Source organism: Streptomyces sp. NPDC001604 (assembly GCF_042893475.1).
Classification (GTDB): domain Bacteria; phylum Actinomycetota; class Actinomycetes; order Streptomycetales; family Streptomycetaceae; genus Streptomyces.
This window is the reverse complement of record NZ_JBIAUY010000001.1, coordinates 37992-64900: the sequence shown is the minus strand read 5'-3', so window position 1 is coordinate 64900 and position 26909 is coordinate 37992. Positions and strand designations below refer to the sequence as shown.

Here is a 26909-nt window from a genome sequence, read left to right as displayed (position 1 = left end):
CAATCGGTGCTGAACGCATCGCCGCGGTCGCGGCTCCATCAGGAGGAAAATTCGGATTCGCCTCTCTGAAGTCGAAGGGACCTCGGGCCGCATCGCCGGGAGGGCACTCTGGTGCAAGCCCTAGTGAATCGGACCATGTTTGCGGGTTATGGACGTACGTGGTCGGATTCGGAGAGGGGGCCAAGCCCAGTGGCGCCCTGTCCGGACGCCGTCAGATCCGCCAGTCGCAGCCGCAAGGCATCGGCGCCCAAGTCGGCCCCTTCGTAGATGGTGTGGAGGTCGCAGGAGTTCGTTGCTCGTCGCACAAGTGAACGAGCATGCTATGCGGGCGAGTTCGAGGGACGCCAGCAGTGGCGTGTCGGTCACGACGGACTGAACCGGACTGCGCAGGCGGCCCACCCGTCACTGCCAACCCGTTACGTATCCTGTGGCCTCGAACTGCCGTGCATGGAAGGGGGTTCGGGCGTGCCGCTGCACAAGGACGACCCGAAATCGGTCGGCGGGTACAAGCTGGTCGACCGGCTCGGGTCCGGCGGCATGGGGGTCGTCTACTGGGGCAGATCACGCTCGGGCCGTGACGTCGCCGTCAAGGTGGTGCACGCCCAGTACGCGGAGGACAAGGTCTTCCGCGCCCGCTTCCGGCAGGAGATCGAGGCCGTCCGCAAGGTCAGCGGTGCTTTCACCGCCCCGGTCGTGGACGCCGACCCGGAGGCGGTACGGCCCTGGATGGCGACCCAGTACGTGGCGGGCAGCTCCCTCTCCGAACGGATCCGCGACCACGGCGCCCTCAAGGGCACCCAACTGCGAAGGCTGGCCCTGGGACTGGTGGAGGCGCTGCAGGACATCCACCGGGCCGGAGTGGTGCACCGGGACCTCAAGCCCGCCAACGTCCTGATGGCCGAGGACGGTCCCCGCGTCATCGACTTCGGCATATCCCGCGCCGTGGAGAACCACAACACCCTGACCGAGACCGGCCAGATGATCGGCACCCCGCCCTTCATGTCACCGGAGCAGTTCACCGACGCCCGCACGGTCGGACCCGCCTCGGACGTCTTCTCGCTCGCCGCGCTCCTGGTCTACTCGGCCACCGGACGCGGTCCCTTCGATGCCGCCAGCCCGTACCTGACCGCCTTCCGGGTCGTCCACGAGCCGCCCGCACTGGACGGCGTACCGGGCCCGTTGCGCGCGGTCCTGGAGCGCTGTCTGGTCAAGGACGCCGCCGACCGGCCCCAACTGGACGTACTGGCCAAGGAGTTCGCCGAGGCCCTGCCCGAGCAGGACCCCAGGGACCTGGACACCACGACCCTCCGCCTCGGCGAGCCGAGGACCTTCGAGGAGACCTGTGCCGGGACCGGCGGCGCGGGACCCGGAAAGGTCACCCGGTCAGGCCGCACACGACGCCGCAGGGTCCGCCCCTGGAAGGTGGCGGCCTGCGCGGTGGGCGCGCTGGTCCTGGGGACCGGGTGGTACATACGCTTCGGGCCCGGCTTCCCGGACGACGCCCCGGCGGTGAGTTCCGCCTCGTCCACGGACTCCCGCTGGGCGGCGCTCCCCACCGGCTGGCAGCCCTGGCAGACCACGATGTACGAGACGGCACAGCGGGGCGAGGTCAACCCGCCGGCGAAGGACGGCACGGACGCGGGCGACGCCACCTGCCAGACGTACGAGAACGCGGTCTACTGCGCCGGCAACAACATCCTCCCGGTCCGGCTGGACGGCCGTACCGGCAAAACCGTCTGGCGCTCCGCGCTGTCGACCTCCGCCGAGGGAGCGGACAAGGCGCGGGACAACTTCGAACTCCTCGGGGTGCGGGACGACGCGATGCTCCTCCAGCACTACGTCTACGGGACCGACGGGAGCGCCAAGGCGAGCATCGTCGCCCTCGATACCAGGACGGGCCGGCAGCTGTGGGCCCGTCTGCGGAACAACGTCACCGTCGACCAGATCGTCTCCGGCGACCTCGTGCTGACCCCCGACCCCACCGGCCGGCTGGTGTCGGCCCGTTCGCCGCGCACCGGCACCGACCGCTGGACCCTGCAGCTGCCCTCCGACGACTACTGCCAGTTCACGACGGCGGGCTCCCGCCTGTATGCCCAGTGCTTCCCGGACGGCGCGGCCAAGGGCGCCTCACTCCTGGAACTGAACAAGGCCGACGGATCGGTCCTGCGGCGTCTGAAGACCCCGTACACGAGCAGCCTGCTCGGCACCGTCGGCGGACGGCTGGCCTTCGTGGTCGGCGGCGAAACCGGCCCGGCGCGCCCCGAGGACCTGAAGTTCGGCGAGATCTGGCTGCTCGACCCGGACACCGGCTCCGCCACCACGACGAGGCTGACGACGACCTACGACGGCTCGGTGCGGCTGGCCGCCGACACCCTGTGGATCACCCAGGCCAACGGCAAGGTGACCGCCGTGTCCCCGCTGACCGGAAAACCGCTGTGGCAGACCCGCACCGACGTCGAGGGCTCGGGACAACCCACGTACGACTCCCGCACTCGCACCCTCTACCTGGCCAGCACCAGCGGCCGGGTCGCCGCCCTCGACACCCGCAAGGGCCCGCTGCTGTGGGAGACGGGCGCCCACGCCGACCAGCTCGCGAGCGGCGACGTGACCAAGTCCAAGGTGCTGCTCAACGGTGGCGCGCTGGTCGTGAGCACCCCGGACGGCACCGTCTTCAGCCTGGACCCCGGGCACCCCGAGCGGAAACCCGTCTCGGGGTGACAGCGGGGCGGACGGCTACGGCAGCGCCAGCATCCGCTCCAGCGCCAGCTTTGCGAACGCCTCCGTCTCCTTGTCGACCTCGATCCGGTTGACCAGGTTGCCCTCGGCGAGGGACTCCAGCGCCCAGACCAGGTGGGGCAGGTCGATGCGGTTCATGGTCGAGCAGAAGCAGACCGTCTTGTCGAGGAAGACGATCTCCTTGCCCTCGGGCGCGAAACGGTTCGCCAGCCGTCGTACGAGATTGAGCTCGGTGCCGATGGCCCACTTGGACCCGGCGGGCGCGGCCTCCAGGGCCTTGATGATGTACTCCGTCGAGCCGACGTAGTCCGCCGCGGCCACGACCTCGTGCTTGCACTCCGGGTGGACCAGCACGTTCACGCCGGGGATGCGCTCGCGTACGTCGTTCACCGAGTCCAGCGAGAACCGGCCGTGCACCGAGCAGTGGCCGCGCCACAGGATCATCTTCGCGGCGCGCAGCTCGTCCGCCGTCAGCCCGCCGTTCGGCTTGTGCGGGTTGTAGACGACGCAGTCCTCCAGGGACATGCCCATGTCGCGGACGGCGGTGTTGCGGCCGAGGTGCTGGTCGGGCAGGAAGAGCACCTTTGTCGAATCGGGCTCCCCCTGCTGGAAGGCCCACTCCAGGGCCCGCTGGGCGTTGGAGGAGGTGCAGATCGTGCCGCCGTGCTTGCCCGTGAACGCCTTGATGTCCGCGGACGAGTTCATGTACGAGACCGGGACGACCTGCCCGGCTATTCCGGCCTCCGTCAGCACGTCCCAGCACTCGGCGACCTGCTCGGCGGTGGCCATGTCCGCCATCGAGCACCCGGCCGCGAGGTCCGGCAGGACGACCTTCTGGTCGTCGGAGGTCAGGATGTCCGCGGACTCCGCCATGAAGTGCACACCGCAGAACACGATGTACTCGGCCTCCGGCCGCGCCGCCGCGTCCCGGGCCAGCTTGAACGAGTCACCCGTGACGTCGGCGAACTGGATGACCTCGTCGCGCTGGTAGTGGTGGCCGAGCACGAAGACCTTGTCGCCGAGCTTCTCCTTGGCCGCGCGGGCGCGCGCCACCAGGTCCGGGTCGGACGGGGACGGCAGGTCGCCGGGGCACTCGACGCCCCGCTCGCTCTTCGGGTCGGCCTCGCGGCCGAGCAGCAGCAGGGCGAGAGGAGTCGGCTGTACGTCGAGCTCCGGGGTCTGGGCGGTGGTCACGACACGCACCCTTTCTGTTCTGCGGGAGGTTCTGCTGGAGGTCCTGCGGGTGGACGTTCTCCGGACGTGTTTCTCGTCCTGCTCGCCCTTCTCGTCTAACTGACGCTATCTATCATAACCCGCTTCACGTCAGTTTGACGATGGTCATTGCGTCGATGTGACATGAATCCCGATGAGCCGTTTTCCGCTCGCCATCGCATGTGCGAGCATGAAGAGGGCGCCGAAAAACGGCGCCCGGCCCGGAATGAATCCGCGGCCTTGCCGGTTGCACCAGTCGGCAAGCAGTCTCCGTACAACCCGGGAGAGATGTAGATGTCCGTATCGGACGAGACCAGCACCGTCACCGACGGCATCATCCTGTCCGACGCCGCCGCGGCGAAGGTCAAGGCCCTGCTCGACCAGGAAGGCCGTGACGACCTGGCCCTGCGCGTCGCCGTTCAGCCCGGCGGCTGCTCCGGCCTGCGCTACCAGCTCTTCTTCGACGAGCGCTCCCTCGACGGAGACGTGGTCAAGGACTTCGGCGGCGTCAAGGTCGTCACCGACCGCATGAGCGCCCCGTACCTGGGCGGCGCGTCGATCGACTTCGTCGACACCATCGAGAAGCAGGGCTTCACGATCGACAACCCGAACGCGACGGGCTCCTGCGCCTGCGGCGACTCCTTCAGCTAAGCCCTTCCGGCCTGCTGGACAACTGAACAGACCGAAGGCGGCGGCCCCCTCCGACAGGGCCGCCGCCTTCGCGTATCCCGGCGGTCTACTGCACCCCGGCCGTCTTCCCCGGCAGCCGCTGCCCCGGGTTCGGCAGCAGAATCTGCTTGCCGTCGGTGCCGACGACCTCCCGGTCGCCCAGCGGCTTCTCCAGGTGGACCGTCTTCTCGATCGCCTTCGCGATCATGATGCAGATCTTGCCCTTCCACGGCGTCTCGGTCACCTTCACGGTCACCTGGTCGGAGCTCTCGCTCGCCGTCGCCTTGTAGTCGGCGCACACACCGCCCGTGAAGCTCACGGTCAGGTCCTTGCCGTCGGCGGTGTAGTAGTCCACCTTGACGTCACGGGTGGCCGGCGCGGTCGTGGAAGGGGCGGGCTGCCCGGACGGCGTCGTCGAGTTCGAGGCCAGGTACTTCGGGTCGACGGCCGGATACGTCACCGTGAAGCCGTTCTGCGCGCCCTTCACCTGGAACAGCCAGGACGGCACCAGCGCCTGCCGCCCGTCCACCACATGCACCGCCAGCCCGAAGACCGCACCGTCGACGGTGACGGTCTGCTTCTGTGGCGTCGCACCCGCCCCGGACGTCGGCTGCCCGCACGGAGCCTCCAGCCGGTCCTTCAGCGGTACGGGGCTGGCGCAGCCGCCGATGCCCATGCGGTGGTCGGTCGTGGGCGCCGCGTTCATCAGGTCCAGCGTCTTCTGCGCACCCAGCACGGGATACGTGTCGCCCTTCACCGGCGCCTTCAGCTGCCCACTGCCGCCGACCACCTCGCCCTGGGCGCCGACGGTCAGCCCGGTCGTCCAGCCGTAGGTGGGCAGCCCGCCGACCAGGGGGTTCGCGTTCACCACCCGCTGGGCGCCCATGACCTGGCTCGCGTCCACCTTCGCGTCGTCCTGGCCGACCGCCTTCAGCACCGGCGCCGCGGCCCGCTTCGCAGCGGCCTCGCTCACCGTGGCGCCGGCCGGGTTCGCGGGGTCCTTCGTACATGCGATGGTGCTCTGACAGGCGTCGGTGCCGGCCGCGTACCGGTGGAACGTCCACGTCCCGGGCGCCTGCTTGTCCACCACGAGGCTCGGCCCGGATCCGTCCTTGGCGGGCCCCACCTGCCACGCCTGCCCCTGCGCCACCGGCGTCCCGTCCAGCCCGAGCGCCTTGGCCAGCCGCGCCACCTCGTCCTTGGTGACCTCGCCGACCGCCCGGTACACGGGCGCCGAGTCCGGCCCGTCGGGCAGCGTGCCGTCAGCCTTGTACTGGACGCCGTACGGGTTGGGCTCCCCGGGCGCGATCCCGTTCGTACCACCCTCGGAGTAACCGTCGAGCGCGAGCGGCGGGGGAGTGGTGCCGTCGCCGGAGGCCCCGGCCCCGGTACGACCGCCGGACCCGCCGGAGGCCGATGCGGCGAGGTACGCCCCGCCACCGCTCACCAGCAGCACGGCAGCGGCGACGGAGGCGATGAGCACGGGGGAGCGGCGCCGCGGCGGACGGGGCTCCTCCGCCCCCGGATCGGGCGTGGCGTCGTGAACCTCGGTGTCACCGTCGACGGCGGTCGAAGGCTCGGCGATGGTCGGCCCCTTGGGGGCCTCGGTCTCCTCGGCGATCGTGGGCCTCTTGGCGGCCTCGGTCTCCTGGGCGATCCCGGTCTCCTTGGCGGCCTCGGTCTTCTCGGCGGGGGCGGTCGCTCCGACCAGGGTGGTTTCCTCGGTCCCGGCGGTCGCTCCGGCCTCGGCGGTCGAAGGCTCGGGCCCCTTGGCGGCCTCGGTCTGCTCGGCGGGGGCGGTCGCTCCGACCAGGGAGGTTTCCTCGGTCCCGGCGGTCGCTCCGGCTGCGGCGGTCTGCGCGGCCTCGGCGGTCGAAGGCTCGGGCCCCTTGGCGGCCTCGGTCTTCTCGGCGGGGGTGGTCGCTCCGACCAGGGTGGTTTCCTCGGTCCCGGCGGTCGCTCCGGCTGCGGCGGTCTGCGCGGCCTCGGCGGTCGTCCCGCCCGCGGCGGTCTCCTCCGGGGCGGTCCCCCTGACCACGGCGGTCGCCTCAGCCGCCTCGGCTCCCTCGACCTGTGCGGTCGCCCCGGTCTTGGCGGCTTCCTCGCCGGCGCCGGTCGCCTCGGCCTCGTCGCCCTTGTCCTCGGGCCTGGTCTTCGTGCCGGCGTCGGGTCCCTCGCCCCGTGTGCTCGCCGCGGCCTTGGCGGTTTGCTCGCCAGCGCCGGTCGCCTCTCCTGCTCCGGTCGGCTCGGCCCCCTCGGCCTTCCCCTCGGCCCCGGTCCTCTCCGTGCCGCCGTCGGGTCCCTCGGCCCCGGTCCTCTCCGTGCCGCCGTCGGGTCCCTCGACCCGTGCAGTCGCCTCGCCCCGTGTTGTCGCCTCGACCCGTGCGGTCTCCTCGCCCCGTACGCTCGCCCCGGCCCCGGCGGTCTCCTCGCCCGAGCCGGTTTTCCCGACCGCCTCGGCCGCCGCCTCGGCCTCGGCGTCCCTCCCCGCGGCCCCACCACGGTCCGCGCCGAGTTCCTCCCCAGGAGCGTCCGCGTCGCCCTCCGTGACACCCGGAGCCCCGGCGCCCACCGCGCCCTGCTCCTCCACGGCACCCTGCTCCTCGGTGGAGCCGGCGGTGCCGTTCTCGTCCGGGGCGTCGTTGTCGGGTCGCTCGGTGTTCACCGCATCGCTCCTTCGCCTGCACAGCTGTCCTGTGACCCTGACCCGGCCCTGTCAAAACGGGCTGCGGGGGGTCGTATCGCACATCCCCTCGACGGGGGACGGCGATGGGACGCAGCGGAGGAGCGCGCGGTTCCCTTCAGATGCGCCGGAGCGGCCACCGGGCCATGGCGGAGTTACGGACCGTGCTCAGTCGCCGTAGTCCGACATCGAGTCCAGCAGGCGGGCCGACTTCGGCGGCACGATCACGCCGTGGATGAGTGACGGGGAGACCGGACGGGAAGTGATGCGGTCGGGGGCGGCCCAGTGGGGGACCATCCGGGCGCAGTCGCCGCGCAGCGACGCGAGGTCGCCTTCCAGGTCGACCGGGACCGGGGCATGGACCTTCAGGTTCGTCATACCGGAACCGTATGCACGCAGCAGCCGACCGAGAAAGATCTACTATCGGGTAGTTTTGGCCACTTCAGAGCCCGGCTACGACCCGGTAGCGTGAACTGTCCATCAGCCCTCCCGTCTCTCACAGGAGAGTCCCCGCCGTGCGCATCGCAGTCACCGGCTCCATCGCCACCGACCACCTCATGACCTTCCCCGGCCGCTTCGCCGACCAGCTCGTCGCGGACCAGCTGCACACGGTCTCGCTCTCCTTCCTGGTCGACAACCTCGACGTACGCCGGGGCGGCGTCGGCGCCAACATCGCCTTCGGCATGGGTCAGCTCGGCACGACCCCGATCCTGGTCGGCGCCGCCGGCTTCGACTTCGACGAGTACCGCGCCTGGCTGGACCGGCACGGCGTCGACACCGACTCGGTCCGTATCTCCGAGACCCTGCACACCGCCCGCTTCGTGTGCACCACGGACTCGGACCACAACCAGATCGGCTCGTTCTACACGGGCGCCATGAGCGAGGCCCGCCAGATCGAGCTGAAGACCGTCGCGGACCGCGTGGGCGGCCTGGACCTGGTCCTGATCGGCGCCGACGACCCGGAGGCGATGCTCCGCCACACCGAAGAGTGCCGCTCCCGGTCCATCCCCTTCGCCGCCGACTTCTCCCAGCAGATCGCCCGGATGAACGGCGACGAGATCCGGATACTGCTGGAGGGCGCCACGTATCTCTTCTCGAACGAGTACGAGAAGGGCCTGATCGAGTCCAAGACCGGCTGGAGCGACGCCGAGATCCTCGCCAAGGTCGGCCACCGCGTCACCACCCTCGGCTCCCGGGGCGTCCGCATCGAGCGGGCCGGCGAGGATCCGATCGAGGTCGGCTGCGCGGAGGAGGAGCGCAAGGCCGACCCCACGGGCGTCGGCGACGCCTTCCGCGCCGGCTTCCTCTCCGGCCTCGCCTGGGGCGTCTCCCTGGAGCGTGCCGCCCAGGTCGGCTGCATGCTCGCCACGCTCGTCATCGAGACGGTCGGCACCCAGGAGTACCAGCTGCGCCGCGCCCACTTCATGGACCGCTTCGCCAAGGCCTACGGCGACGAGGCCGCCGCCGAGGTCCAGAAGCACCTGGCCTGATCTACGAGACCCGGCGGACCACGTACGCGGCACCGCGGTCCGCCGGCTCCTCACCCACGTACTCCTGGCCCCGCATCTCGCACCAGGCCGGGATGTCCAGCCGCGCCGCCTCGTCGTCGGACAGGACGCGCACCGTGCCGCCCACCGGCACGTCCCCGATGACCTTGGCGAGCTCGATGACGGGGATCGGGCAGCGCTTGCCGAGCGCGTCGACGACCAGCGCGTCGTCCTGCCGCACGGTCGCTGCCGCAGCCGGCGCCCCCAGCTTCTCCCGCACCCCCGCCACCGCCCCCGGCAGGACCTCCAGGAACCGCTCGACGTCTTCCTGCGGTGTCCCCATCGGCAGCGAAACCCGCACATTCCCCTCACTCAGTACCCCCATCGCCTTCAGCACATGGCTGGGCGTCAGCGTGCTGCTGGTGCAGGACGACCCGGAGGAGACGGAGAAACCCTCCCGGTCCAGCTCGTGCAGCAATGTCTCTCCGTCGACATAGAGACAGGAGAAGGTGACGATCCCCGGCAGCCGCCGCTCCGGGTCCCCGACCACCTCCACGTCCGGAACCGCCCGCGGCACCCGCACCCGGATCCGCTCCGTCAGCTCCTGCAGCCGTACCGCCTCTTGCTCCGCCTCAGCCCGCACCGCCCGCAACGAGGCGGCCGCGGCCACGATCCCCGGCAGATTCTCGAACCCGGCGGCCCGCCCCGACTCCCGCTCGTCCGCAGGCCCTTGCGACACGAACCGCACACCTTTTCGTACGACGAGCAGCCCCACCCCGGAGGGCCCGCCCCACTTGTGCGCACTGGCCGTGAGCAGCGACCAGTCACCCTCGACGGGGCCCCACCCCAGCGACTGCGCCGCATCCACCAGCAACGGCACACCGGACTCCCGGCACACGGCAGCCACTTCGGCCACCGGCTGCGCGGTCCCCACCTCGTGGTTGGCCGACTGAAGACAGGCCAGCGCGGTGTCCGGGCGCAGGGCGTCCGCGTACGACGCCGGCGTCACCCTGCCCTGCCGGTCCACCTCGATCTGCGTCACGCTCCCACCGCCGGCCTTGTGCGCGTCAGCCGCATGGAGCACCGAGGAGTGTTCGACCGCAGACACGATCAGGTGACGCCCAACCCGGTGACGCCCGGCCGACGCTCCGGCGATTCCCGCATGCACGGCCCGGGTCCCCGAAGACGTGAAAACCAGCTCGTCGGCCCGACATCCCACAGCCTCAGCGGCGGCTTCCCGCGCCGCATCGAGCAACATCCGAGCCCGCCGCCCCTCCCGATAGAGCCGTGCGGGGTCGGCCCATCCTTCATCCAGGGAGGCCAACAGCGCCTGACGAGCGACCGGATGAAGAGGAGCGGAGGAAGCGGCGTCGAAGTAGGACATACGGCAACCGTAGAACTTGGGGCAGGGCAGCCGCCGTTTCAGGGGCGCGGGACGAGGACATCAGCGGCTCCGTCGCGGGGCGCGACAAGCCACAACGAACCCGCAGCCGCCAATCCAGCGAACCCCCGGAGTGACTAGGCCCCCCTCCCCGCGAACCCCCGGAGGGCGTCGGCTAGGGTTTGGTCCGCATAAACATCCAAACCCCTGCCCGACGCAGGGCGGCGACCGACCACCGAAGAAGGCAGGCCGCAGCCAACCGCGCGGGCGAGACTCTCGGGAAGGCGCTACGTGAGTCCCAACGGCTCCGACCGCTCGCCGCGGCGCCCGATGCGGCGGAAGCTGCTGCAGGCAATGACCGCGGGCCTGGTCCTGGCGACCGCCACCGGTTGCACATACAAGGACTTCCCCCGCCTTGGTATGCCCACCCCGACCACGGAAGAGGCTCCGCGGATCCTCTCCCTGTGGCAGGGCTCCTGGGCTGCCGCGCTCGCCGTCGGCGTGCTGGTGTGGGGTCTGATCATCTGGAGCGCGATCTTCCACCGGCGCAGCCGCACCAAGGTCGAGGTTCCTCCGCAGACCCGGTACAACATGCCGATCGAGGCGCTGTACACGGTGGTTCCGCTCGTCATCGTCTCGGTGCTGTTCTACTTCACGGCCCGCGACGAGTCGAAGCTGCTCAGCCTCTCCGACAAGAAGCCCGACGTCACCGTGAACGTCGTCGGCTTCCAGTGGAGCTGGGGCTTCAACTACATCGAGCCCGTCCCCGGTGTCACCGGTGACGCGAAGACCGACAAGAACCTGGCCGCCATTCCGGACCGGTTCAAGAACGCGTTCCCGGCGAACGCCGGCGGTGTCTACGACGTCGGTACGCCGGCCTCGAAGAACCGGGACGGCGGCCCGGGTCCGACGCTGTGGCTCCCCAAGGGCAAGACGGTCCGCTTCGTCCTCACCTCTCGTGACGTCATCCACTCCTTCTGGGTGGTGCCGTTCCTGATGAAGATGGACGTCATCCCGGGCCACACCAACGCCTTCCAGGTGACCCCCAACAAGGAGGGCACCTTCCTCGGGAAGTGCGCCGAGCTCTGCGGCGTCGACCACTCCCGGATGCTGTTCAACGTGAAGGTCGTCTCCCCGGACCGCTACGAGCAGCACCTCAAGGACCTCGCCAAGAAGGGGCAGACCGGTTACGTTCCCGCCGGCATCGCGCAGACGAGCCACGAGAAGAACCGGGAGACGAACAACCTGTGAGCATCGTCAACGAACCCCAGGGCGCCGCGGCGGAGTCCCACTACGCGGACGAGCTGCCGGTCCGGCGCAAGCAGCCCGGCAACGTGGTCATCAAGTGGCTCACCACCACTGACCACAAGACGATCGGGACGCTCTACCTCGTCACGTCGTTCGCGTTCTTCCTGATCGGCGGCGTGATGGCGCTGCTGATGCGCGCCGAGCTGGCTCGACCTGGTCTGCAGATCATGTCGAACGAGCAGTTCAACCAGGCGTTCACGATGCACGGCACGATCATGCTGCTGATGTTCGCGACGCCGCTGTTCGCCGGTTTCACGAACTGGATCATGCCGCTGCAGATCGGCGCGCCCGACGTGGCGTTCCCGCGGCTGAACATGTTCGCCTACTGGCTCTACCTGTTCGGCTCGACCATCGCGGTCGGCGGCTTCCTCACCCCGCAGGGTGCGGCCGACTTCGGCTGGTTCGCCTACTCCCCGCTGTCGGACGCGGTCCGCAGCCCGGGTGTCGGCGCCGACCTGTGGATCATGGGTCTGGCCTTCTCCGGCTTCGGCACCATCCTCGGTGCGGTCAACTTCATCACCACCATCATCTGCATGCGTGCGCCGGGCATGACCATGTTCCGCATGCCGATCTTCGTGTGGAACGTGCTGCTGACCGCGGTGCTGGTCCTGCTCGCCTTCCCGGTCCTCGCCGCCGCGCTGTTCGCGCTGGAGGCGGATCGGAAGTTCGGGGCACATGTCTTCGACGCGGCCAACGGCGGTGCCTTGCTCTGGCAACACCTCTTCTGGTTCTTCGGCCATCCAGAGGTGTACATCATCGCGCTGCCGTTCTTCGGCATCATCTCCGAGGTCATCCCGGTCTTCTCCCGCAAGCCGATGTTCGGCTACATGGGCCTGATCGGCGCGACCATCGCCATCGCGGGTCTGTCCGTGACCGTGTGGGCCCACCACATGTACGTCACCGGCGGTGTGCTGCTGCCGTTCTTCTCCTTCATGACGTTCCTCATCGCCGTACCGACCGGCGTGAAGTTCTTCAACTGGATCGGAACGATGTGGAAGGGGTCCCTGTCCTTCGAGACCCCGATGCTCTGGGCGACCGGCTTCCTGGTCACCTTCACCTTCGGTGGTCTGACGGGTGTCATCCTGGCCTCGCCGCCGATGGACTTCCACGTCTCGGACTCGTACTTCGTCGTGGCGCACTTCCACTACGTCGTCTTCGGCACCGTCGTCTTCGCGATGTTCTCCGGCTTCCACTTCTGGTGGCCGAAGATGACCGGCAAGATGCTCGACGAGCGCCTCGGCAAGATCACCTTCTGGACGCTGTTCATCGGCTTCCACGGCACCTTCCTGGTCCAGCACTGGCTGGGTGCCGAGGGCATGCCCCGTCGTTACGCGGACTACCTCGCGGCCGACGGCTTCACCGCCCTGAACACGATCTCGACGATCAGCTCGTTCCTGCTCGGCATGTCGATCCTGCCGTTCCTCTACAACGTGTGGAAGACGGCCAAGTACGGCAAGCCGGTCGGCGTCGACGACCCGTGGGGCTACGGCCGCTCGCTCGAGTGGGCGACGTCCTGCCCGCCGCCGCGGCACAACTTCCTCACCCTGCCGCGGATCCGCAGCGAATCCCCGGCGTTCGACCTGCACCACCCTGAGATCGCCGCTCTCGACCAGCTCGAGAACGCGCCTCACGGTGAGAAGGCTCTGGCTGGTGGCAAGGAGGCCGGCAAGTGAAGGTTCAGGGCAAGATGTTCATGTGGCTGAGCGTCTTCGTCCTCGCCATGGCGGTGGTCTATGGCGTGTGGTCGAAGGAGCCGGCCGGTACCACGGCGCTCTTCCTGGCCTTCGGTCTGTGCATCATGGTCGGCTTCTACCTCGGCTTCACGGCCAAGCGGGTCGACGCGGGTGCCATGGACAACAAGGAGGCGGACGTCGCGGACGATGCCGGCGAGGTCGGGTTCTTCAGCCCGCACAGCTGGCAGCCGCTGGCCCTCGGGGTCGGTGGTGCGCTCGCCTTCCTGTCGATCGCGATCGGCTGGTGGCTGCTGTACTTCTCGGCGCCGATCATCATGATCGGCCTGTACGGCTGGGTCTTCGAGTACTACCGCGGTGAGAACCGCACCCAGTAGCACGCGCAGAGCCCACAGGGAGCCCGGACACTCCGTAAGGAGCGTCCGGGCTCCCACTTTTGCCCCAATAACGTTCCCCCGGACGGATTACCCCGCGCGCCGTCCTTGACGAACGTCCATAGCGTGAGGGACATGAACCACTCTCCGCGCACCCGCACCGTCGTCAGCTGCACTCTGCTGGTGATCGCCCTCGGCGCGGGCGGCACCGCTTGCAGCAGCGGGGGCAACCCGCTGGCCGGCAAGCCGTACGACGCGACGGACCAGGTCTCCCTCAGCGGGCTCAAGGGTGACGGGAAGAAGGCCGACCCGGACAAGGCCCTGGAGGTCACCGCCGGGGACGGCGGCCATCTCACGGACGTCACCGCCACGGACGCCGCAGGCCGCTTCGTGGCGGGCGAACTCTCCGCCGACGGCACCCACTGGCACAGCACCTCCCCGCTCGCCGCCAACGCCCACTACACGGTCCGGGTGAGCACGGAGGACGAGGACGGGGCGCCGGGCCGCAAGGTCCTCACCTTCGACACCAGCACCCCCACCACCAAGAAGCGCCTGAATGTGAAGTTCGGCCCCGACTCCGGCGAGTACGGCGTCGGCCAGCCCGTCACCGCCCAACTCGACCAGCCCGTCAGGGACAGGGCCCAGCGCGCCATCGTCGAACGGGCACTACGGGTGGACTCCGTGCCCGCCGTGCAGGGCGCCTGGCACTGGGTGGACGACAAGGAACTCCACTACCGCCCCAAGGACTACTGGCCCGCCCATGCCACCGTCCAGGTGCACAGCAACCTGGACGGCATCAAGGTCGGCGACCGCCTGTGGGGCGCCAAGAGCAAGCCGCTGAAGCTCACCATCGGCGACAGCCTCATCGCCGTCACCGACGCCGCGGCGCACTCCATGACGGTGTACAAGAACGGCGAGGACATCAGGGAACTGCCCGTCACCACCGGCAAGCCCGGCTTCGAGACCCGCAACGGCGTCAAGGTCGTCCTGGGCAAGCAGTCCTTCGTACGCATGCGCAGCGCCACCGTGGGCATCGCCGAGGGCAGCGCGGACTCCTACGACCTGCCCGTCTACTGGGCCACCCGCCTGACCTGGAGCGGCGAGTACGTCCACGCCGCCCCCTGGTCCGTCGGCTCCCAGGGCTACGCCAACGTCAGCCACGGCTGCACCGGCATGAGCACCGCCAACGCCGAGTGGTTCTTCAACACCGTCCACGAGGGCGACGTGGTGAAGGTCGTCAACTCCAACGGCGAGACCATGGAGCCCTTCGGCAACGGCTTCGGCGACTGGAACCTCACCTGGAAGAAGTGGCGCACGGGCAGCGCCCTGGTGGGCGGTACTCCCGACGGCCCGAGCCCGGACGACGCGGCACGACTGAGACCCCAGAACGTCTGATCCGCCCCGAGGGGCAGCGCCCCGTCAGGGGCGCGGGGCTGTGTCGATATGCGGCTCCGCCGCGTGGGCGCGATCAGCCGCACACGACCCGCAGTCGCCCGCGAACCCGAGCCTCTCGACCCGTCAGGCGCTCTGCTGAAGCGCCTTCTGCCGCAACAAGGAAGCCAGCGCCGAGGCGAACTCCACAGGCTCCACCGGCAGGGTGACCGCGGCATCCGCCCGACTCCACGTGGCCAGCCACGCATCCTGAGGCCGCCCGATGAGCAGCAGCACCGGCGGGCAGTTGAACACCTCGTCCTTGATCTGCCGGCACACCCCCATGCCTCCCATGGGCACGGCCTCACCGTCCAGGACGCACACGTCGATCCCGCCCCGGTCCAGCTCCTTGATGACGGCGGCCGGCGTCGCACACTCCAGGAACTCGACGACGGGAACGTCGGGAGCGGGCCTGCGCCCGGTGGCGAGCCGCACCTGTTCGCGGGTGTTGGAGTCGTCGCTGTAGACCAGCACCGTGGCGGTCGGCTGCATAGTTCCTCCGAGACGTCAGCGTCGTACGGAAAGGCCCGATGGGGCGGATGTTACTCCGTTCAACACCACGTCAACACCGGTATGGCCGCCAGCAACACTCCGAACGGCACCCCCCGGAGTGAGGGCGGGATAAGCGACCGACATAATGTCGGTCGTGGCGACAGCAACGACAGTAGAAACCGGGCACGCGCACCCGTCGGTCAACCGGCCGAACCTCACCAGCGTCGGAACCATCATCTGGCTGAGTTCCGAGCTGATGTTCTTCGCGGCCCTCTTCGCGATGTACTTCACCCTGCGATCGGTGACCGGTCCGGATCACTGGAAGGAGATGGCAAGTCATCTCAACCTTCCGTTCTCCGCGACCAACACCACGATCCTGGTGCTCTCCTCCCTCACCTGCCAGCTCGGCGTGTTCGCCGCCGAGCGCGGGGACGTGAAGAAGCTCCGGGGCTGGTTCATCATCACGTTCGTGATGGGTGCGATCTTCATCGGCGGTCAGATCTTCGAGTACACGGAGCTGGTGAAGAAGGACGGGCTCTCCCTGTCCTCCGACCCGTACGGCTCGGTGTTCTACCTGACCACCGGGTTCCACGGCATGCACGTGACGGGCGGCCTCATCGCCTTCCTGTTCGTTCTCGGCCGCACCTACGCGGCCAAGAGGTTCACCCACGAGCAGGCGACCGCGGCCATCGTCGTGTCCTACTACTGGCACTTCGTCGATGTCGTGTGGATCGGCCTCTTCGCCACGATCTACCTGATCAAGTAGCCGGGCCCGTTCCCGCGTGCGCCCGCGCGGCGCACAACCCACAAGCATCGACGCAGAAGATCCTGACACCGGGGTAATCCGTGAAAAAGCTCTCCGCACGACGACGCCATCCCATGGCGGCGCTCGTCGTCCTACTCCTCGCGCTGGCATGCACAGGGGGGCTGTACGCCGCGTTCGCACCCGCGAGCAAGGCGCAGGCCGATGACACCGCCCAGTCCCTTGCCATCGACGAGGGCAAGAAGCTCTACTCCGTGGGCTGCGCCAGCTGCCACGGCACCGGCGGTCAGGGCACCTCCGACGGTCCGAGCCTCGTGGGCGTGGGCGCCGCGGCCGTCGACTTCCAGGTCGGCACCGGCCGTATGCCGGCCCAGCAGCCGGGCGCTCAGGTCCCGAAGAAGAAGGTCATCTACTCGCAGGCCGAGATCGACCAGCTCGCCGCGTACATCGCCTCCCTCGGCGCCGGCCCGTCCATCCCCACGGCGGCGCAGTACGGCCCGGACGGTGCCGACATCGCCAAGGGTGGCGAGCTGTTCCGCACCAACTGCGCGCAGTGCCACAACTTCACCGGCAAGGGCGGTGCGCTGACGCACGGCAAGTTCGCGCCCAGCCTCGAGGGTGTAGACCCGAAGCACATCTACGAGGCCATGCAGACCGGCCCGCAGAACATGCCGTCGTTCCCCGACACCACGATGTCGGAGCAGAACAAGAAGGACATCATCGCGTACCTCCACGCGGTCAACGGAGACGACACCGAGAGCCCCGGCGGCCTTGAGCTGGGCGGACTCGGCCCGGTCTCCGAGGGCCTGTTCGCCTGGATCTTCGGACTCGGCGCGCTGATCGCGGTCGCCGTCTGGGTCGCCGCTCGGACCGCAAAGGCCAAGAAGTCATGAGTAGCCAAGACATTCCAGAAGAGAACCTGCCCGCTGAGCAGGACGCGCACGGCACCGTAAGCCTCGCGGACGAGCAGAACCCGTTCGCGGACCCCGGTCTGCCGCCCCACGAGCACCGGGTGCAGGACATCGACGAGCGGGCCGCCAAGCGGTCCGAGCGTGTGGTGGCCATGCTGTTCACGGTCTCGATGCTGGCCACGGTCGGCTTCATCGCCTCGTACGTGGCGATCCCGCACGACAAGTCGATCTTCGTGTTCCCGCTCGGCCACATCAACGCGCTGAACTTCGCGCTGGGCCTGACCCTGGGCCTCGCGCTGTTCTCCATCGGCGCGGGCGCGGTCCACTGGGCCCGCACCCTGATGTCCGACGTGGAGATCGCCGACGAGCGGCACCCGATCGAGGCGTCCCCCGAGGTCAAGGCCAAGGTCATGGCCGACTTCAAGCAGGGCGCCAAGGAGTCCGCGCTCGGCCGCCGCAAGCTCATCCGCAACACGATGTTCGGTGCGCTGGCCCTGTTCCCGCTCTCCGGCGTCATGCTGCTGCGCGACCTCGGACCGCTGCCGGGGACCAAGCTGCGCCACACGCTGTGGTCCAAGGGCAAGCTGCTCGTCAACATGAACACCAACGAGCCGCTGCGCGCCTCCGACGTCGCGGTCGGCTCGCTCACCTTCTGCAAGCCCGAGGGCCTGGAGGAGCACGACGAGAACTTCCAGACCGAGATCGCCAAGGCGGCCCTGATGATCGTCCGGATCCAGCCGGACAACATCAAGGACAAGCGCGAGCTCGAGTGGTCGTACGAGGGCATCGTCGCGTACTCGAAGATCTGCACCCACGTCGGTTGCCCGATCTCGCTGTACGAGCAGCAGACGCACCACGTGCTGTGCCCCTGCCACCAGTCCACCTTCGACCTGTCCGACGGTGCCCGGGTGATCTTCGGCCCCGCCGGTCACGCCCTGCCGCAGCTGCGCATCGGCGTGAACGACCAGGGCTACCTCGAGGCGCTCGGCGACTTCGAAGAGCCCGTCGGTCCTGCTTTCTGGGAGCGCGGATGAGCACCAACGAGAACACCGAGTCCCGGCGCGGCAAAGCGCCGGCCGGCGAGCGCGTCGCCGACTGGGCCGACGGCCGGCTGGGGATCTACTCCCTGGCCAAGACCAACATGCGCAAGATCTTCCCCGACCACTGGTCGTTCATGTTGGGCGAAGTGTGCATGTACAGCTTCATCATCCTCATCCTCACGGGTGTGTATCTGACGCTGTTCTTCCACCCGTCGATGAACGAGGTGGAGTACCACGGCAGCTACATCCCGCTGCAGGGCCAGATGATGTCCGAGGCGTTCAACTCGACCCTGCACATCTCCTTCGATGTGCGCGGTGGTCTGCTGATCCGGCAGATCCACCACTGGTCCGCGCTGATCTTCCTCGCGGGCATGTTCGTGCACATGATGCGTGTGTTCTTCACCGGCGCGTTCCGCAAGCCGCGTGAGGTCAACTGGATCTTCGGCTTCCTGCTGCTCGTCCTGGGCATGTTCACCGGCTTCACCGGTTACTCGCTCCCGGACGACCTGCTCTCGGGTACCGGTGTCCGCTTCATGGAGGGCGCGATCCTGTCCGTGCCGATCGTCGGCACGTACCTGTCGATGTTCCTCTTCGGCGGCGAGTTCCCGGGCGGCGACTTCGTGGCCCGGTTCTACTCGGTCCACATCCTGCTGCTGCCGGGCATCATGCTCGGCCTGATGGTGGGCCACCTGATCCTGGTCTTCTACCACAAGCACACGCAGTTCGCGGGCCCCGGAAAGACGAACAACAACGTCGTCGGCATGCCCCTGCTGCCCGTGTACATGGCGAAGGCCGGCGGCTTCTTCTTCCTGGTCTTCGGCGTCATCACGGCCATCGCGGCGATCGCCTCGATCAACCCGATCTGGGCCATGGGCCCGTACCGTCCGGACCAGGTGTCCACCGGCGCTCAGCCCGACTGGTACATGGGCTTCTCCGAGGGCCTGATCCGTACGATGCCGGGCTGGGAGATCAACCTCTGGGGCCACACGCTCGTCCTGGGCGTGTTCATCCCGCTGGTGATCTTCCCGCTGGTCCTGGTCGCGATCGCGGTCTACCCGTTCATCGAGTCCTGGGTCACCGGCGACAAGCGCGAGCACCACATCCTGGACCGTCCGCGCAACGCCCCGACGCGTACCGCGTTCGGTGCCGCGTGGGTCTCCTGGTACTTCGTGCTGATGATCGGTGGCGGCAACGACCTGTGGGCCACGCACTTCCACCTGTCGATCAACGCGATCACCTGGTTCGTGCGCGTCGGCTTCTTCGTCGTGCCGGTCCTCGTGTTCCTCGCAACCAAGCGGATCTGCCTCGGCCTCCAGCGCCGCGACAAGGACAAGGTGCTGCACGGCCGTGAGTCGGGCATCATCAAGCGCCTGCCGCACGGTGAGTTCATCGAGGTGCACGAGCCGCTCAGCCAGGACGCCCTGCACACGCTCACGGCGCACGAGCAGTACAAGCCGGCCCAGATCGGCCCGACGGTCGACGAGAACGGCGTCGAGCGCAAGGTCAAGGGCTCCGAGCGACTGCGCGCCAAGCTCAGCGAGGCGTACTACGGCGAGGAGTCCCAGATTCCGAAGCCCACCGTCGAGGAGTACAGGGAGATCACGAGCGGCCACGGCCACCACTGATCGCTGCGGCTCGCCACGCCACGGCAGGGGCCCCCGTCCGGTCTTCGGACGGGGGCCCTTTTCCATGCCCTGAGCTGGATAGGGTGGCCTCACACTCGTTTTCTTCTTCTACGACGACCAGGAGCGGCCTCATGAGCGCTGTGACCCCCGCTGGAGGCGACACCGCGGCGGGCCGTTCCTGGCCCCTGCTGCTGAACGGCCTGCTGGACGGCCACGACCTCAGCGCCGACGACACCGCTTGGGCGATGGACCTGATCATGCGCGGTGAGGCGACCGACGCCCAGATCGCCGGGTTCGCGGTGGCGCTGCGTGCCAAGGGCGAGACCGTCGAGGAGATCACCGGGCTCGTCCGGACGATGTACGAGCACGCGAACGTGATCGAGGTGCCGGGGCGGACCGTCGACATCGTCGGAACGGGCGGTGACGGCGCGAAGACGGTGAACATCTCCACCATGTCGGCGATCGTCATCGCGGGCACGGGCGCCAAGGTCGTCAAGCACGGCAACCGGGCCGCCTCCTCGGCGTCCGGCGCCTCGGACGTGCTGGAGAAGCTGGGCGTCAATCTGGAGCTGACCCCGAAGCGGGTGGCGGAGGTCGCGGAGGAAGCCGGCATCACCTTCTGCTTCGCCATCAAGTTCCACCCGGCGCTGCGTCATGTGGCCGCTGCCCGAGGCCAGTTGGGCATCCGGACGACCTTCAACGCCCTCGGTCCGCTGACCAACCCGGCGAAGGTGAGGGCACAGGCGGTCGGTGTCGCCGACCCGCGCCTGGCGCCGCTCATCGCCGGGGTCCTCGCCGAGCGCGGCAACTCCTCCCTCGTCTTCCGCGGCGACGACGGCTTCGACGAGCTGACCACGACGGCCACCTCACGTGTCTGGGTCGTCCGCGACGGCAAGGTCACCGAGGAGACCTTCGACCCCCGTGACGTCGGCATCGAGCTGGTCCCGGTGGAGGCCCTGCGCGGCGGCGACCCGTCGTACAACGCGGAGGTCGCCCGCAGGCTCCTCGACGGCGAGAAGGGGCCCGTACGGGACGCCGTCCTGCTGAACTCGGCGGCCGCCCTCGTCGCCCTCGACCCGGGTCCCGGGACGCTGGCCGAGCAGCTGCGGGCCGGCATGGACAAGGCGGCCCAGTCGATCGACTCCGGCGCGGCCAAGCGGGCGCTGGAGCGCTGGGTGGCGGCCAGCAACGCATAGCAGGGGAGCGCGGTCCCGCAATGCGGACACGAGTTGCGGGACCGCGATCACTTCACGTACGTTCCTGCCCAGGTCATGAGTGACAGTCATGAGGCCCCGGCCGACTGTCCGGCAACCCTCCGTCCGTGGCGGGGTGCCCCGGGTGAAGACCAGGCCGTAGGCAGCGAGGTCTACGGCAAGCGCGGACCCCTCGAGCAACCAGGGGTCCTGGTCGTCGAGGAGCCTTCCGTGAGCAAGCGAATGCGATAGGGCCGCAGAGCCCCGCCTCCGCATCCCCCTTTTCACCTTCACGCCCCTGCTTGAGCGCTACCGCTCGCGGGGCGAATTCCACCTGCTTACACGGGAGTTCCGCCATGTCCGTCTCCACCGCTGCCGCCGCCACCTCGGTTTGTGCCCCGCTGCCCGTTCTGGGTCGGGATGTCACCGTCCCGCTCGTCACGGGCGGCGAAGTCACCTATGCGGCGCTCGACTACGCGGCCAGCGCGCCGGCCCTCCAGCGGGTGTGGGACGACGTCGCGGCGTACGCGCCCTACTACGGCAGCGTCCACCGCGGCGCCGGCTACCTCTCGCAGCTCTCCACCGAGCTGTTCGAGAACGCCCGCAGGACGGTCGCCGAGTTCCTCGACTGCCGGCCCGACGACCAGCTGATCTTCACCCGCTCGACCACGGACTCCCTCAACCTGCTGGCGCAGGCCCTGCCGGCCGACTGCCAGGTCTTCGTCTTCGAGACCGAGCACCACGCCGCCCTGCTGCCCTGGAAGGACGCCCGGGTCACCTGCCTCAACGCCCCGCGCACCCCGCAGCAGGCCGTCGAGACGCTGGAGAAGGCCCTCGCCGACCGGGACCCCTTCGGCCCGGCCCTGGTCTGCGTCACCGGCGCCTCGAACGTCACCGGCGAGCTGTGGCCGGTGCGTGAGCTCGCGGCCGCGGCCCATGCGCACGGCGCCCGTATCGTCCTGGACGCCGCCCAGCTCGCCCCGCACCACCCGGTCTCCGTGCAGGAGCTCGACGTCGACTGGGTCGCCTTCTCCGGCCACAAGCTGTACGCGCCCTTCGGCTCCGGCGTACTGGCCGGCCGCGCCGACTGGCTGCAGGCCGCCGACCCCTATCTCGCGGGCGGCGGCGCCAGCCGCAAGGTCACCCGGCGCGAGGACGGCGGCGTGGACGTGGAGTGGCACGACAGCGCCGCCCGCCACGAGGCCGGCTCGCCGAACGTGATCGGCGCCTACTCCATCGCGTCGGCCTGCAAGGCGCTCACCGAGGCCGGCTTCGACACCCTGGTCGCCCGCGAGCAGCACCTGATCGAGAAGGTGCGGGCGGGCCTGGCGGAGGTGCCGCAGGTGAAGGTGCTGTCCCTCTTCGGTGACGACGCCCCTCGCGTCGGCGTGATCTCCTTCGTCGTCGAGGGCTGGAACAGCTCGCACTTCGCCGCCGCGCTCTCCGCCGAGTACGGCATCGGCGTCCGCGACGGCCTCTTCTGCGCCCACCCGCTGGTCCGCACCCTCCTGGGCAGCGACCCGCAGACCCAGGGCGAGTGCGGCGCCCCCGAGGCCGCCCCCGGCGAGAAGTCCCTCAACGCCATCCGCGTCAGCTTCGGCGCCGGCACCCCGGACGAGCACGTCGAGCGCTTCGTCACCGCCGTCAAGGAACTGGTGACGGACGGCGCGAAGTGGACGTACCGCACGGAGGACGGCCGCTGCGTCCCGGCGGTTTGATCTCGACCGCCGCCAGGGGCAGCGCCCCTTTTAGGGGCGCGGGGAACTGCGCGACCAGCCACACACGGCCCGCAGTCGCACACGAACCGCGCCCCGCAGACGCCTAGGCGTCGATCAAGAATCCAACCCGATGGCAAACGCAGCCTCCAGGTCATGCTGCGAGTACGTCCGAAACGCAACATGCGTATCCGTCGCCTCCACACCAGGGATCTTGCTGATGCTCCCGGGAATCACATCGGCAAGATCCTCATGCTGCTTCACCCGAACCATCGCGATCAGGTCATACGTTCCGGTCACGGAAAAGACTTCACTCACGCTCTCCAGCGAAGCGATCCGCTCCGCGATCTCTGGGATCCGGTCCACGCTGGTCTTGATGAGGACGATCGCGGTGATCACGGCTGGTTCTCTCCCTCGGGGGCCGGAGCTGGGGCGGACCTCACTCTAGTCGTACGGCCGAATCGCACCCAGGCGTAGACGAAGCCCAGGCCGAAGCCCACCAGGTGAGCCAGATAGGCCACCCCCGGTCCCGTCGCCGCGCGCCCGGCCGCCAGCCACTGCAGGGCCGCCCAGAAGGGCAGCACGACCCAGGCGGGGAAACGCATGGGCAGGAAGAAGAGGAACGGCAGGAGACTGGTCACCCGCGCCCCGGGGAACAGGTAGAGAAACGCGCCCAGGACCGCCGAGATCGCCCCGGACGCGCCCACCAGGGACTGCTGGGAGGTGGCATTGGCCGCCGCGTACCCCAGTAGGGCGAGGTAGCCGCAGCCGACGTAGAAGAGCGTGAACTGGACGCGGCCCATCCGTTCCTCGGTCATCGCCCCGAAGACGTAGAGGAAGAGCATGTTGCCGAGCAGGTGCACCCAGCTGCCGTGGACGAACAGGGCCGTGGCGGGGGTCAGGGCGGCCCTCGGGGAGCCCTGGAACAGCTCGGCCGGGACGACGCCCCAGTGGTGGAAGTAGGCGCGCTGGGCGGCGAGCAGCGCGTCGCCGGAACCGTGGACCGGATTGAGGCCGGCTGCGGGGCCGGTGACGAAGAGCAGACAGCACAGGGCGATCAGCGTGTGCGTCATGGGCGCCGAGGGGCGCCGGATCGCTCTGCCGACGGTCGTGCTCCACTTGCCGATCATGAATACAGAGCATGACGTAACGGGACGCAGTCGCACAGACCGCCTCGCCGCCGTGGACGGACGGGCGGCGAGTCCGCACCAGGCCGTAGGGTTACGAGCCACACGCCCGGGGAAGCTCGGGCGTCACTGACAATAGAAGGCCTAGAAGGAAAGAGCACAGGCACGATGACGGTTCCCCTCCCGACCGCCACGACGCGGTGGCGCTGCACCCTCTGCGGCAACCTCACGCGTTTCGACGTGACCCGCTCGTCGAAGGTGGTCGAGTACGTCCACCTCGATCTGGCCGGAGAGCCCAAGGTCGAGGAGCGCGAGGTGGTCAGTGAGACCATCGAGTCGGTGCGCTGTCGCTGGTGCAACGCGGTGGATCAGGTGGAACTCGTGGACAGGCCGGGCGCCGACTCCTGAGGGAGCGGCCCCACAGGTAATGGGGTGTGACGGATGGTGGAGACCACAGGCGGGGGGCCGGACGACGGCACCGCCGAGGTGCTTGACCGTCCGCTGCCCGACGGAGTGCGCCGCAAGGTCGTCCAGATCGTCTCGGACGGCTTCGGCGGGCTGACCGTCGCCGAACTGCCCGCACAGCTCAGGCAGTACGCCCGTTTCGCACCGAACCGGCGGGCCAAGTTCGCCGGCAACGCGATGGCGGCCGCGCTGGAGACCGATCCGCTGTTCCGGCAGCGCATCGGGGAGAAGCTGAGAGAGGCCCAGCCGGAACTCACCGGCGCTCTCGACTCCGGCTCGCCGCCCCCGGCCGCGGATCCGCTCGACGTGGCGGCCGCGGCCTATGTTCTGCGGCCCGCCGGCTGGGTGAAGCTCGTGACCGCGGCCGGCGAGGAGGCCCAGCGGGCCGATGCCGAGCGCGCCGACGAGGAGAGCCGGGCCGAGCTGGAGCGGCTGCGGGCGGAGCTCGACCGGGCCCGGGAGCAGACCCGGGCCGACACCGAGCGGCTCCGTGCCGAGCTGGACGCCGCCAAGAAGGAGGCCGACTCGCTGCACCGCAAGCTGCGAGCGGCCCTCAGCGACGTCAAGCGGGGCGAGGCCGCCCTGCGCAAGATCCAGGGCGAGATCGAGACCGTACGCGCCGAGGGGCAGGCGCAGGTGTCCGCCGCGGAGAGCGAGTCCCGGCGGCTGAAGTCGCGGCTCGGGGAGGCGGAGGCCGCCCTCGAGGCCACGCGCAGAGCAGCGCGCGAGGGGCGCAGTGTCGAGGACATGCGCGTGCGCCTGCTTCTGGACACCGTCCTGGACGCGGCCCAGGGGCTGCGCCGCGAGCTGGCGCTCCCACCGGTGTCCGTACGGCCGGCGGAGACCGTCGATGCCGTCGAACCGGGGCGAATGACCCCGAAAGACATCGCCGCGCGCGCTTTGTCCGAAAATGACCCGGCGATCCTGGACCAGCTGCTGGAGCTGCCGCAGGCGCACCTGGTCGTCGACGGTTACAACGTCACCAAAACGGGTTATCCCCAAATGCCTCTGGAGAAGCAGCGGTTGCGGCTCCTCGGGCAGCTTTCGCAACTCGCTGCACAGACCGGCGCCGAGGTCACCTGTGTCTTCGACGGAGCCGAGCTGGCCGCTCCGGTGCTGCTGGCGCCGCCGCGCGGAGTGCGGGTGCTGTTCTCCAAACCGGGCGTCACCGCGGACGAGTTGATCCGCCAGCTGGTGCGTGCGGAGCCGCCCGGGAGGCCTGTCATCGTGGCTTCCACGGACCGCGAGGTGGCCGACGGGGTGGCCCGCGCGGGGGCGCGGCCCATCGCCTCGGCGATGCTCCTGAAGCGGCTCTCCTGAGCCGCTTCCCGGGCCGCTGTCCCGAAGGTCGAACTTCTAGGTTTAATGCCCGAATTGGCGCAATCGTCACGCAACGTAGCGTCAACCTCGCGTCACCGCACGTGGGTTATGTGCAAAGAATGCATTGCGTCACTAAGATTTTTCACGCGAGGATTTGAAGTGATCACAAGAAGGTCACTAAGGTCTGGCCTCGAACCTCCGAGCGGGTGATCACTCACAAGAAGGAGCCCTCTTCCGTGGCGTCCCATCGTCGACCGAAGCAGCCGAGCCGGGCTCGTGTGACCGTGCTCACCACCGCAGCTGCTGCCGCTGTTGCCATCAGCGCCCAGGCCGCGAATGCCGCGCCGAGCGAGAAGCCCTCCAAGGACGAGGTCAAGGCCAAGGTCGACAAGCTGTACGAGGAGGCCGAGCAGGCCACCGAGAAGTTCAACGGCGCCAAGGAGAAGCAGGAGAAGCTCCAGAAGGAGATCTCCACCATCCAGGACAACGTCGCCCGCGGCCAGGAGGAGCTCAACCAGCTGCGTGACTCCATCGGTCTGGCGGCGGCCGCGCAGTACCGCACCGGCACCATCGACTCGTCCCTCCAGCTCTTCCTGTCGTCGAACCCGAACGACTATCTGGACAAGGCGTCCACCGCCGACCAGCTCAGCGCCCAGCAGGTCGAGGCGCTGAAGAAGATCCAGGAGAAGCAGCGCGAACTCGCCCAGGAGCGCGCCGAGGCCTCCGACAAGCTCAAGGACCTCGCCGCCACCCGCACCGAGCTGGGCAACAAGAAGAAGGACATCCAGGGCAAGCTCGCCGAGGCGCAGAAGCTGCTCAACTCCCTGACGGCCGCCGAGCGGGCCTCGCTCGCCGCCGCCGACGCCCGCGCCAGCCGCTCGGCCAGCGAGCGGGTGGACCTCGGCAACTCGACCGCCGCCTCCGCCCGGGCCCAGGCGGCCTTCGACGCAGCCAAGACCCAGATCGGCAAGCCGTACGTCTACGGCGCCACCGGCACCGCCTCCTACGACTGCTCGGGCCTGACCTCCTGGGCCTACGCCCAGGCCGGCGTCTCGATACCGCGCACCTCGCAGGCGCAGGCCAACGCCGGCACACGGATCTACTCCGAGGGCCAGCTCCAGGTCGGCGACCTCGTGCTCTTCTACGGCGACCTGCACCACGTCGCCCTCTACGCGGGCAACGGCATGGTTCTGCACGCCCCGCGCACCGGCACGACCGTGCGCTACGAGTCGATCAACAACATGCCGTTCCAGTTCGGCGTCCGGATCTGACACGCGCCCCTGAGG

Annotated in this window: 23 protein-coding genes and 1 riboswitch; of the genes, 16 read left to right on the top strand and 7 right to left on the bottom strand. The window is 69.1% G+C overall.

Annotation, left to right across the window (positions count from 1 at the left end; translation table 11 throughout):
• Nucleotides 1-465: 465 nt before the first annotated feature.
• On the top strand, nt 466-2718 hold the full coding sequence (locus tag ACFY1E_RS00300) for a protein kinase (RefSeq protein WP_389069596.1): 2253 nt from the start codon (nt 466-468) through the stop codon (nt 2716-2718).
• A gap of 15 nt (nt 2719-2733) precedes the next feature.
• Here ACFY1E_RS00300 and nadA read toward each other — a convergent pair whose 3' ends face one another.
• Entirely contained in the window at nt 2734-3930 is a 1197-nt protein-coding gene (gene nadA / locus ACFY1E_RS00295; protein WP_389069593.1) for a quinolinate synthase NadA, read from the bottom strand.
• A 312-nt stretch (nt 3931-4242) separates the two neighbouring features.
• Between nadA and ACFY1E_RS00290 the strand changes: the two genes are divergently transcribed.
• Complete coding sequence (locus ACFY1E_RS00290) at nt 4243-4599, top strand: iron-sulfur cluster assembly accessory protein (protein WP_030582488.1); 357 nt, start codon at nt 4243-4245, stop codon at nt 4597-4599.
• An 85-nt stretch (nt 4600-4684) separates the two neighbouring features.
• Here ACFY1E_RS00290 and ACFY1E_RS00285 read toward each other — a convergent pair whose 3' ends face one another.
• Together ACFY1E_RS00285 and ACFY1E_RS00280 are read right to left on the bottom strand one after the other, a co-directional pair.
• Nucleotides 4685-7282, bottom strand: coding sequence for a hypothetical protein (locus ACFY1E_RS00285; protein ID WP_389069591.1), 2598 nt, complete (start codon nt 7280-7282; stop codon nt 4685-4687).
• Nucleotides 7283-7468: 186 nt separating this feature from the next.
• Nucleotides 7469-7678 carry a hypothetical protein gene (locus ACFY1E_RS00280; protein WP_030932599.1) on the bottom strand — a complete coding sequence of 70 codons (210 nt, stop codon included), beginning with the start codon at nt 7676-7678 and terminating at the stop codon, nt 7469-7471.
• Nucleotides 7679-7815: 137 nt separating this feature from the next.
• On the opposite strand from ACFY1E_RS00280, the gene ACFY1E_RS00275 reads away from it, so the two are divergent.
• Nucleotides 7816-8790 (top strand): carbohydrate kinase family protein, encoded by a 975-nt coding sequence (locus ACFY1E_RS00275; protein ID WP_344405216.1) that lies wholly within the window; start codon nt 7816-7818, stop codon nt 8788-8790.
• Nucleotide 8791: 1 nt separating this feature from the next.
• Here ACFY1E_RS00275 and ACFY1E_RS00270 read toward each other — a convergent pair whose 3' ends face one another.
• Nucleotides 8792-10171: a cysteine desulfurase/sulfurtransferase TusA family protein gene (locus ACFY1E_RS00270; RefSeq protein ID WP_389069588.1), complete on the bottom strand. Its 1380-nt coding sequence runs from the start codon at nt 10169-10171 to the stop codon at nt 8792-8794.
• Nucleotides 10172-10459: 288 nt separating this feature from the next.
• Between ACFY1E_RS00270 and coxB the strand changes: the two genes are divergently transcribed.
• From coxB to ACFY1E_RS00250, 4 genes are all read left to right on the top strand, one after another.
• Nucleotides 10460-11419: a cytochrome c oxidase subunit II gene (gene coxB / locus ACFY1E_RS00265; protein ID WP_389069586.1), complete on the top strand. Its 960-nt coding sequence runs from the start codon at nt 10460-10462 to the stop codon at nt 11417-11419.
• The gene (gene ctaD, locus ACFY1E_RS00260; RefSeq protein ID WP_389069584.1) at nt 11416-13149 is read left to right on the top strand and encodes a cytochrome c oxidase subunit I; all 1734 of its coding nucleotides are present in this window, start codon (nt 11416-11418) and stop codon (nt 13147-13149) included. The genes coxB and ctaD overlap by 4 nt, the downstream gene beginning before the upstream one ends.
• Nucleotides 13146-13544, top strand: coding sequence for a cytochrome c oxidase subunit 4 (locus tag ACFY1E_RS00255; protein WP_115908610.1), 399 nt, complete (start codon nt 13146-13148; stop codon nt 13542-13544). Before ctaD ends, ACFY1E_RS00255 begins: the two co-directional genes overlap by 4 nt.
• A 132-nt stretch (nt 13545-13676) precedes the next feature.
• Nucleotides 13677-14936, top strand: a complete 1260-nt coding sequence (locus tag ACFY1E_RS00250; RefSeq protein ID WP_389069581.1) for an Ig-like domain-containing protein — start codon at nt 13677-13679, stop codon at nt 14934-14936.
• 123 nt (nt 14937-15059) lie between these two features.
• Here the strand turns inward: ACFY1E_RS00250 and ACFY1E_RS00245 are convergent, their stop codons facing one another.
• Entirely contained in the window at nt 15060-15464 is a 405-nt protein-coding gene (locus tag ACFY1E_RS00245; RefSeq protein ID WP_389069578.1) for a hypothetical protein, read from the bottom strand.
• 145 nt (nt 15465-15609) lie between these two features.
• On the opposite strand from ACFY1E_RS00245, the gene ACFY1E_RS00240 reads away from it, so the two are divergent.
• The 6 genes from ACFY1E_RS00240 to ACFY1E_RS00215 all read left to right on the top strand — a co-directional run bounded on the left by ACFY1E_RS00240 (nt 15610) and on the right by ACFY1E_RS00215 (nt 22714).
• Entirely contained in the window at nt 15610-16230 is a 621-nt protein-coding gene (locus ACFY1E_RS00240) for a heme-copper oxidase subunit III (RefSeq protein WP_019067823.1), read from the top strand.
• An 80-nt stretch (nt 16231-16310) separates the two neighbouring features.
• Nucleotides 16311-17120 carry a c-type cytochrome gene (locus ACFY1E_RS00235; RefSeq protein ID WP_365838064.1) on the top strand — a complete coding sequence of 270 codons (810 nt, stop codon included), beginning with the start codon at nt 16311-16313 and terminating at the stop codon, nt 17118-17120.
• The gene (locus ACFY1E_RS00230; RefSeq protein ID WP_389069575.1) at nt 17117-18172 is read left to right on the top strand and encodes a Rieske 2Fe-2S domain-containing protein; all 1056 of its coding nucleotides are present in this window, start codon (nt 17117-17119) and stop codon (nt 18170-18172) included. The genes ACFY1E_RS00235 and ACFY1E_RS00230 overlap by 4 nt, the downstream gene beginning before the upstream one ends.
• Nucleotides 18169-19803: a cytochrome bc complex cytochrome b subunit gene (locus tag ACFY1E_RS00225; protein WP_389069573.1), complete on the top strand. Its 1635-nt coding sequence runs from the start codon at nt 18169-18171 to the stop codon at nt 19801-19803. Before ACFY1E_RS00230 ends, ACFY1E_RS00225 begins: the two co-directional genes overlap by 4 nt.
• A gap of 131 nt (nt 19804-19934) precedes the next feature.
• Nucleotides 19935-20999, top strand: a complete 1065-nt coding sequence (gene trpD, locus ACFY1E_RS00220) for an anthranilate phosphoribosyltransferase (RefSeq protein WP_389069571.1) — start codon at nt 19935-19937, stop codon at nt 20997-20999.
• Nucleotides 21000-21070: 71 nt separating this feature from the next.
• A riboswitch (SAM riboswitch) is annotated at nt 21071-21187 on the top strand.
• A gap of 165 nt (nt 21188-21352) precedes the next feature.
• Nucleotides 21353-22714, top strand: coding sequence for an aminotransferase class V-fold PLP-dependent enzyme (locus ACFY1E_RS00215; RefSeq protein WP_389069569.1), 1362 nt, complete (start codon nt 21353-21355; stop codon nt 22712-22714).
• A 114-nt stretch (nt 22715-22828) separates the two neighbouring features.
• Here ACFY1E_RS00215 and ACFY1E_RS00210 read toward each other — a convergent pair whose 3' ends face one another.
• Together ACFY1E_RS00210 and ACFY1E_RS00205 are read right to left on the bottom strand one after the other, a co-directional pair.
• Nucleotides 22829-23110 (bottom strand): Lrp/AsnC family transcriptional regulator, encoded by a 282-nt coding sequence (locus ACFY1E_RS00210; protein ID WP_099928230.1) that lies wholly within the window; start codon nt 23108-23110, stop codon nt 22829-22831.
• Nucleotides 23107-23841: a rhomboid family intramembrane serine protease gene (locus ACFY1E_RS00205; RefSeq protein ID WP_389069566.1), complete on the bottom strand. Its 735-nt coding sequence runs from the start codon at nt 23839-23841 to the stop codon at nt 23107-23109. The genes ACFY1E_RS00210 and ACFY1E_RS00205 overlap by 4 nt, the downstream gene beginning before the upstream one ends.
• Before the next feature lie 165 nt (nt 23842-24006).
• Here ACFY1E_RS00205 and ACFY1E_RS00200 point away from each other — a divergent pair, with 165 nt between their 5' ends.
• From ACFY1E_RS00200 to ACFY1E_RS00190, 3 genes are all read left to right on the top strand, one after another.
• Entirely contained in the window at nt 24007-24246 is a 240-nt protein-coding gene (locus tag ACFY1E_RS00200) for a hypothetical protein (protein WP_009309707.1), read from the top strand.
• Nucleotides 24247-24279: 33 nt separating this feature from the next.
• Entirely contained in the window at nt 24280-25623 is a 1344-nt protein-coding gene (locus ACFY1E_RS00195) for an NYN domain-containing protein (protein WP_389069563.1), read from the top strand.
• Between the two features lie 236 nt (nt 25624-25859).
• Nucleotides 25860-26894: an NlpC/P60 family protein gene (locus ACFY1E_RS00190; protein WP_389069561.1), complete on the top strand. Its 1035-nt coding sequence runs from the start codon at nt 25860-25862 to the stop codon at nt 26892-26894.
• Nucleotides 26895-26909 lie beyond the last annotated feature (15 nt).

Bases quoted from the DNA above. Each gene is read 5' to 3' on its own strand.
- ACFY1E_RS00230 (WP_389069575.1), top strand. From the start codon at position 17,117: ATGAGTAGCCAAGACATTCCAGAAGAGAACCTGCCCGCTGAGCAGGAC.
- ACFY1E_RS00215 (WP_389069569.1), top strand. From the start codon at position 21,353: ATGTCCGTCTCCACCGCTGCCGCCGCCACCTCGGTTTGTGCCCCGCTG.
- ACFY1E_RS00225 (WP_389069573.1), top strand. From the start codon at position 18,169: ATGAGCACCAACGAGAACACCGAGTCCCGGCGCGGCAAAGCGCCGGCC.
- ACFY1E_RS00195 (WP_389069563.1), top strand. From the start codon at position 24,280: ATGGTGGAGACCACAGGCGGGGGGCCGGACGACGGCACCGCCGAGGTG.
- ACFY1E_RS00200 (WP_009309707.1), top strand. From the start codon at position 24,007: ATGACGGTTCCCCTCCCGACCGCCACGACGCGGTGGCGCTGCACCCTC.
- ACFY1E_RS00240 (WP_019067823.1), top strand. From the start codon at position 15,610: ATGTCGGTCGTGGCGACAGCAACGACAGTAGAAACCGGGCACGCGCAC.
- ACFY1E_RS00280 (WP_030932599.1), bottom strand. From the start codon at position 7,678: ATGACGAACCTGAAGGTCCATGCCCCGGTCCCGGTCGACCTGGAAGGC.
- ACFY1E_RS00250 (WP_389069581.1), top strand. From the start codon at position 13,677: ATGAACCACTCTCCGCGCACCCGCACCGTCGTCAGCTGCACTCTGCTG.
- ACFY1E_RS00270 (WP_389069588.1), bottom strand. From the start codon at position 10,171: ATGTCCTACTTCGACGCCGCTTCCTCCGCTCCTCTTCATCCGGTCGCT.
- ACFY1E_RS00290 (WP_030582488.1), top strand. From the start codon at position 4,243: ATGTCCGTATCGGACGAGACCAGCACCGTCACCGACGGCATCATCCTG.
- ACFY1E_RS00245 (WP_389069578.1), bottom strand. From the start codon at position 15,464: ATGCAGCCGACCGCCACGGTGCTGGTCTACAGCGACGACTCCAACACC.
- trpD (WP_389069571.1), top strand. From the start codon at position 19,935: ATGAGCGCTGTGACCCCCGCTGGAGGCGACACCGCGGCGGGCCGTTCC.
- ACFY1E_RS00205 (WP_389069566.1), bottom strand. From the start codon at position 23,841: ATGATCGGCAAGTGGAGCACGACCGTCGGCAGAGCGATCCGGCGCCCC.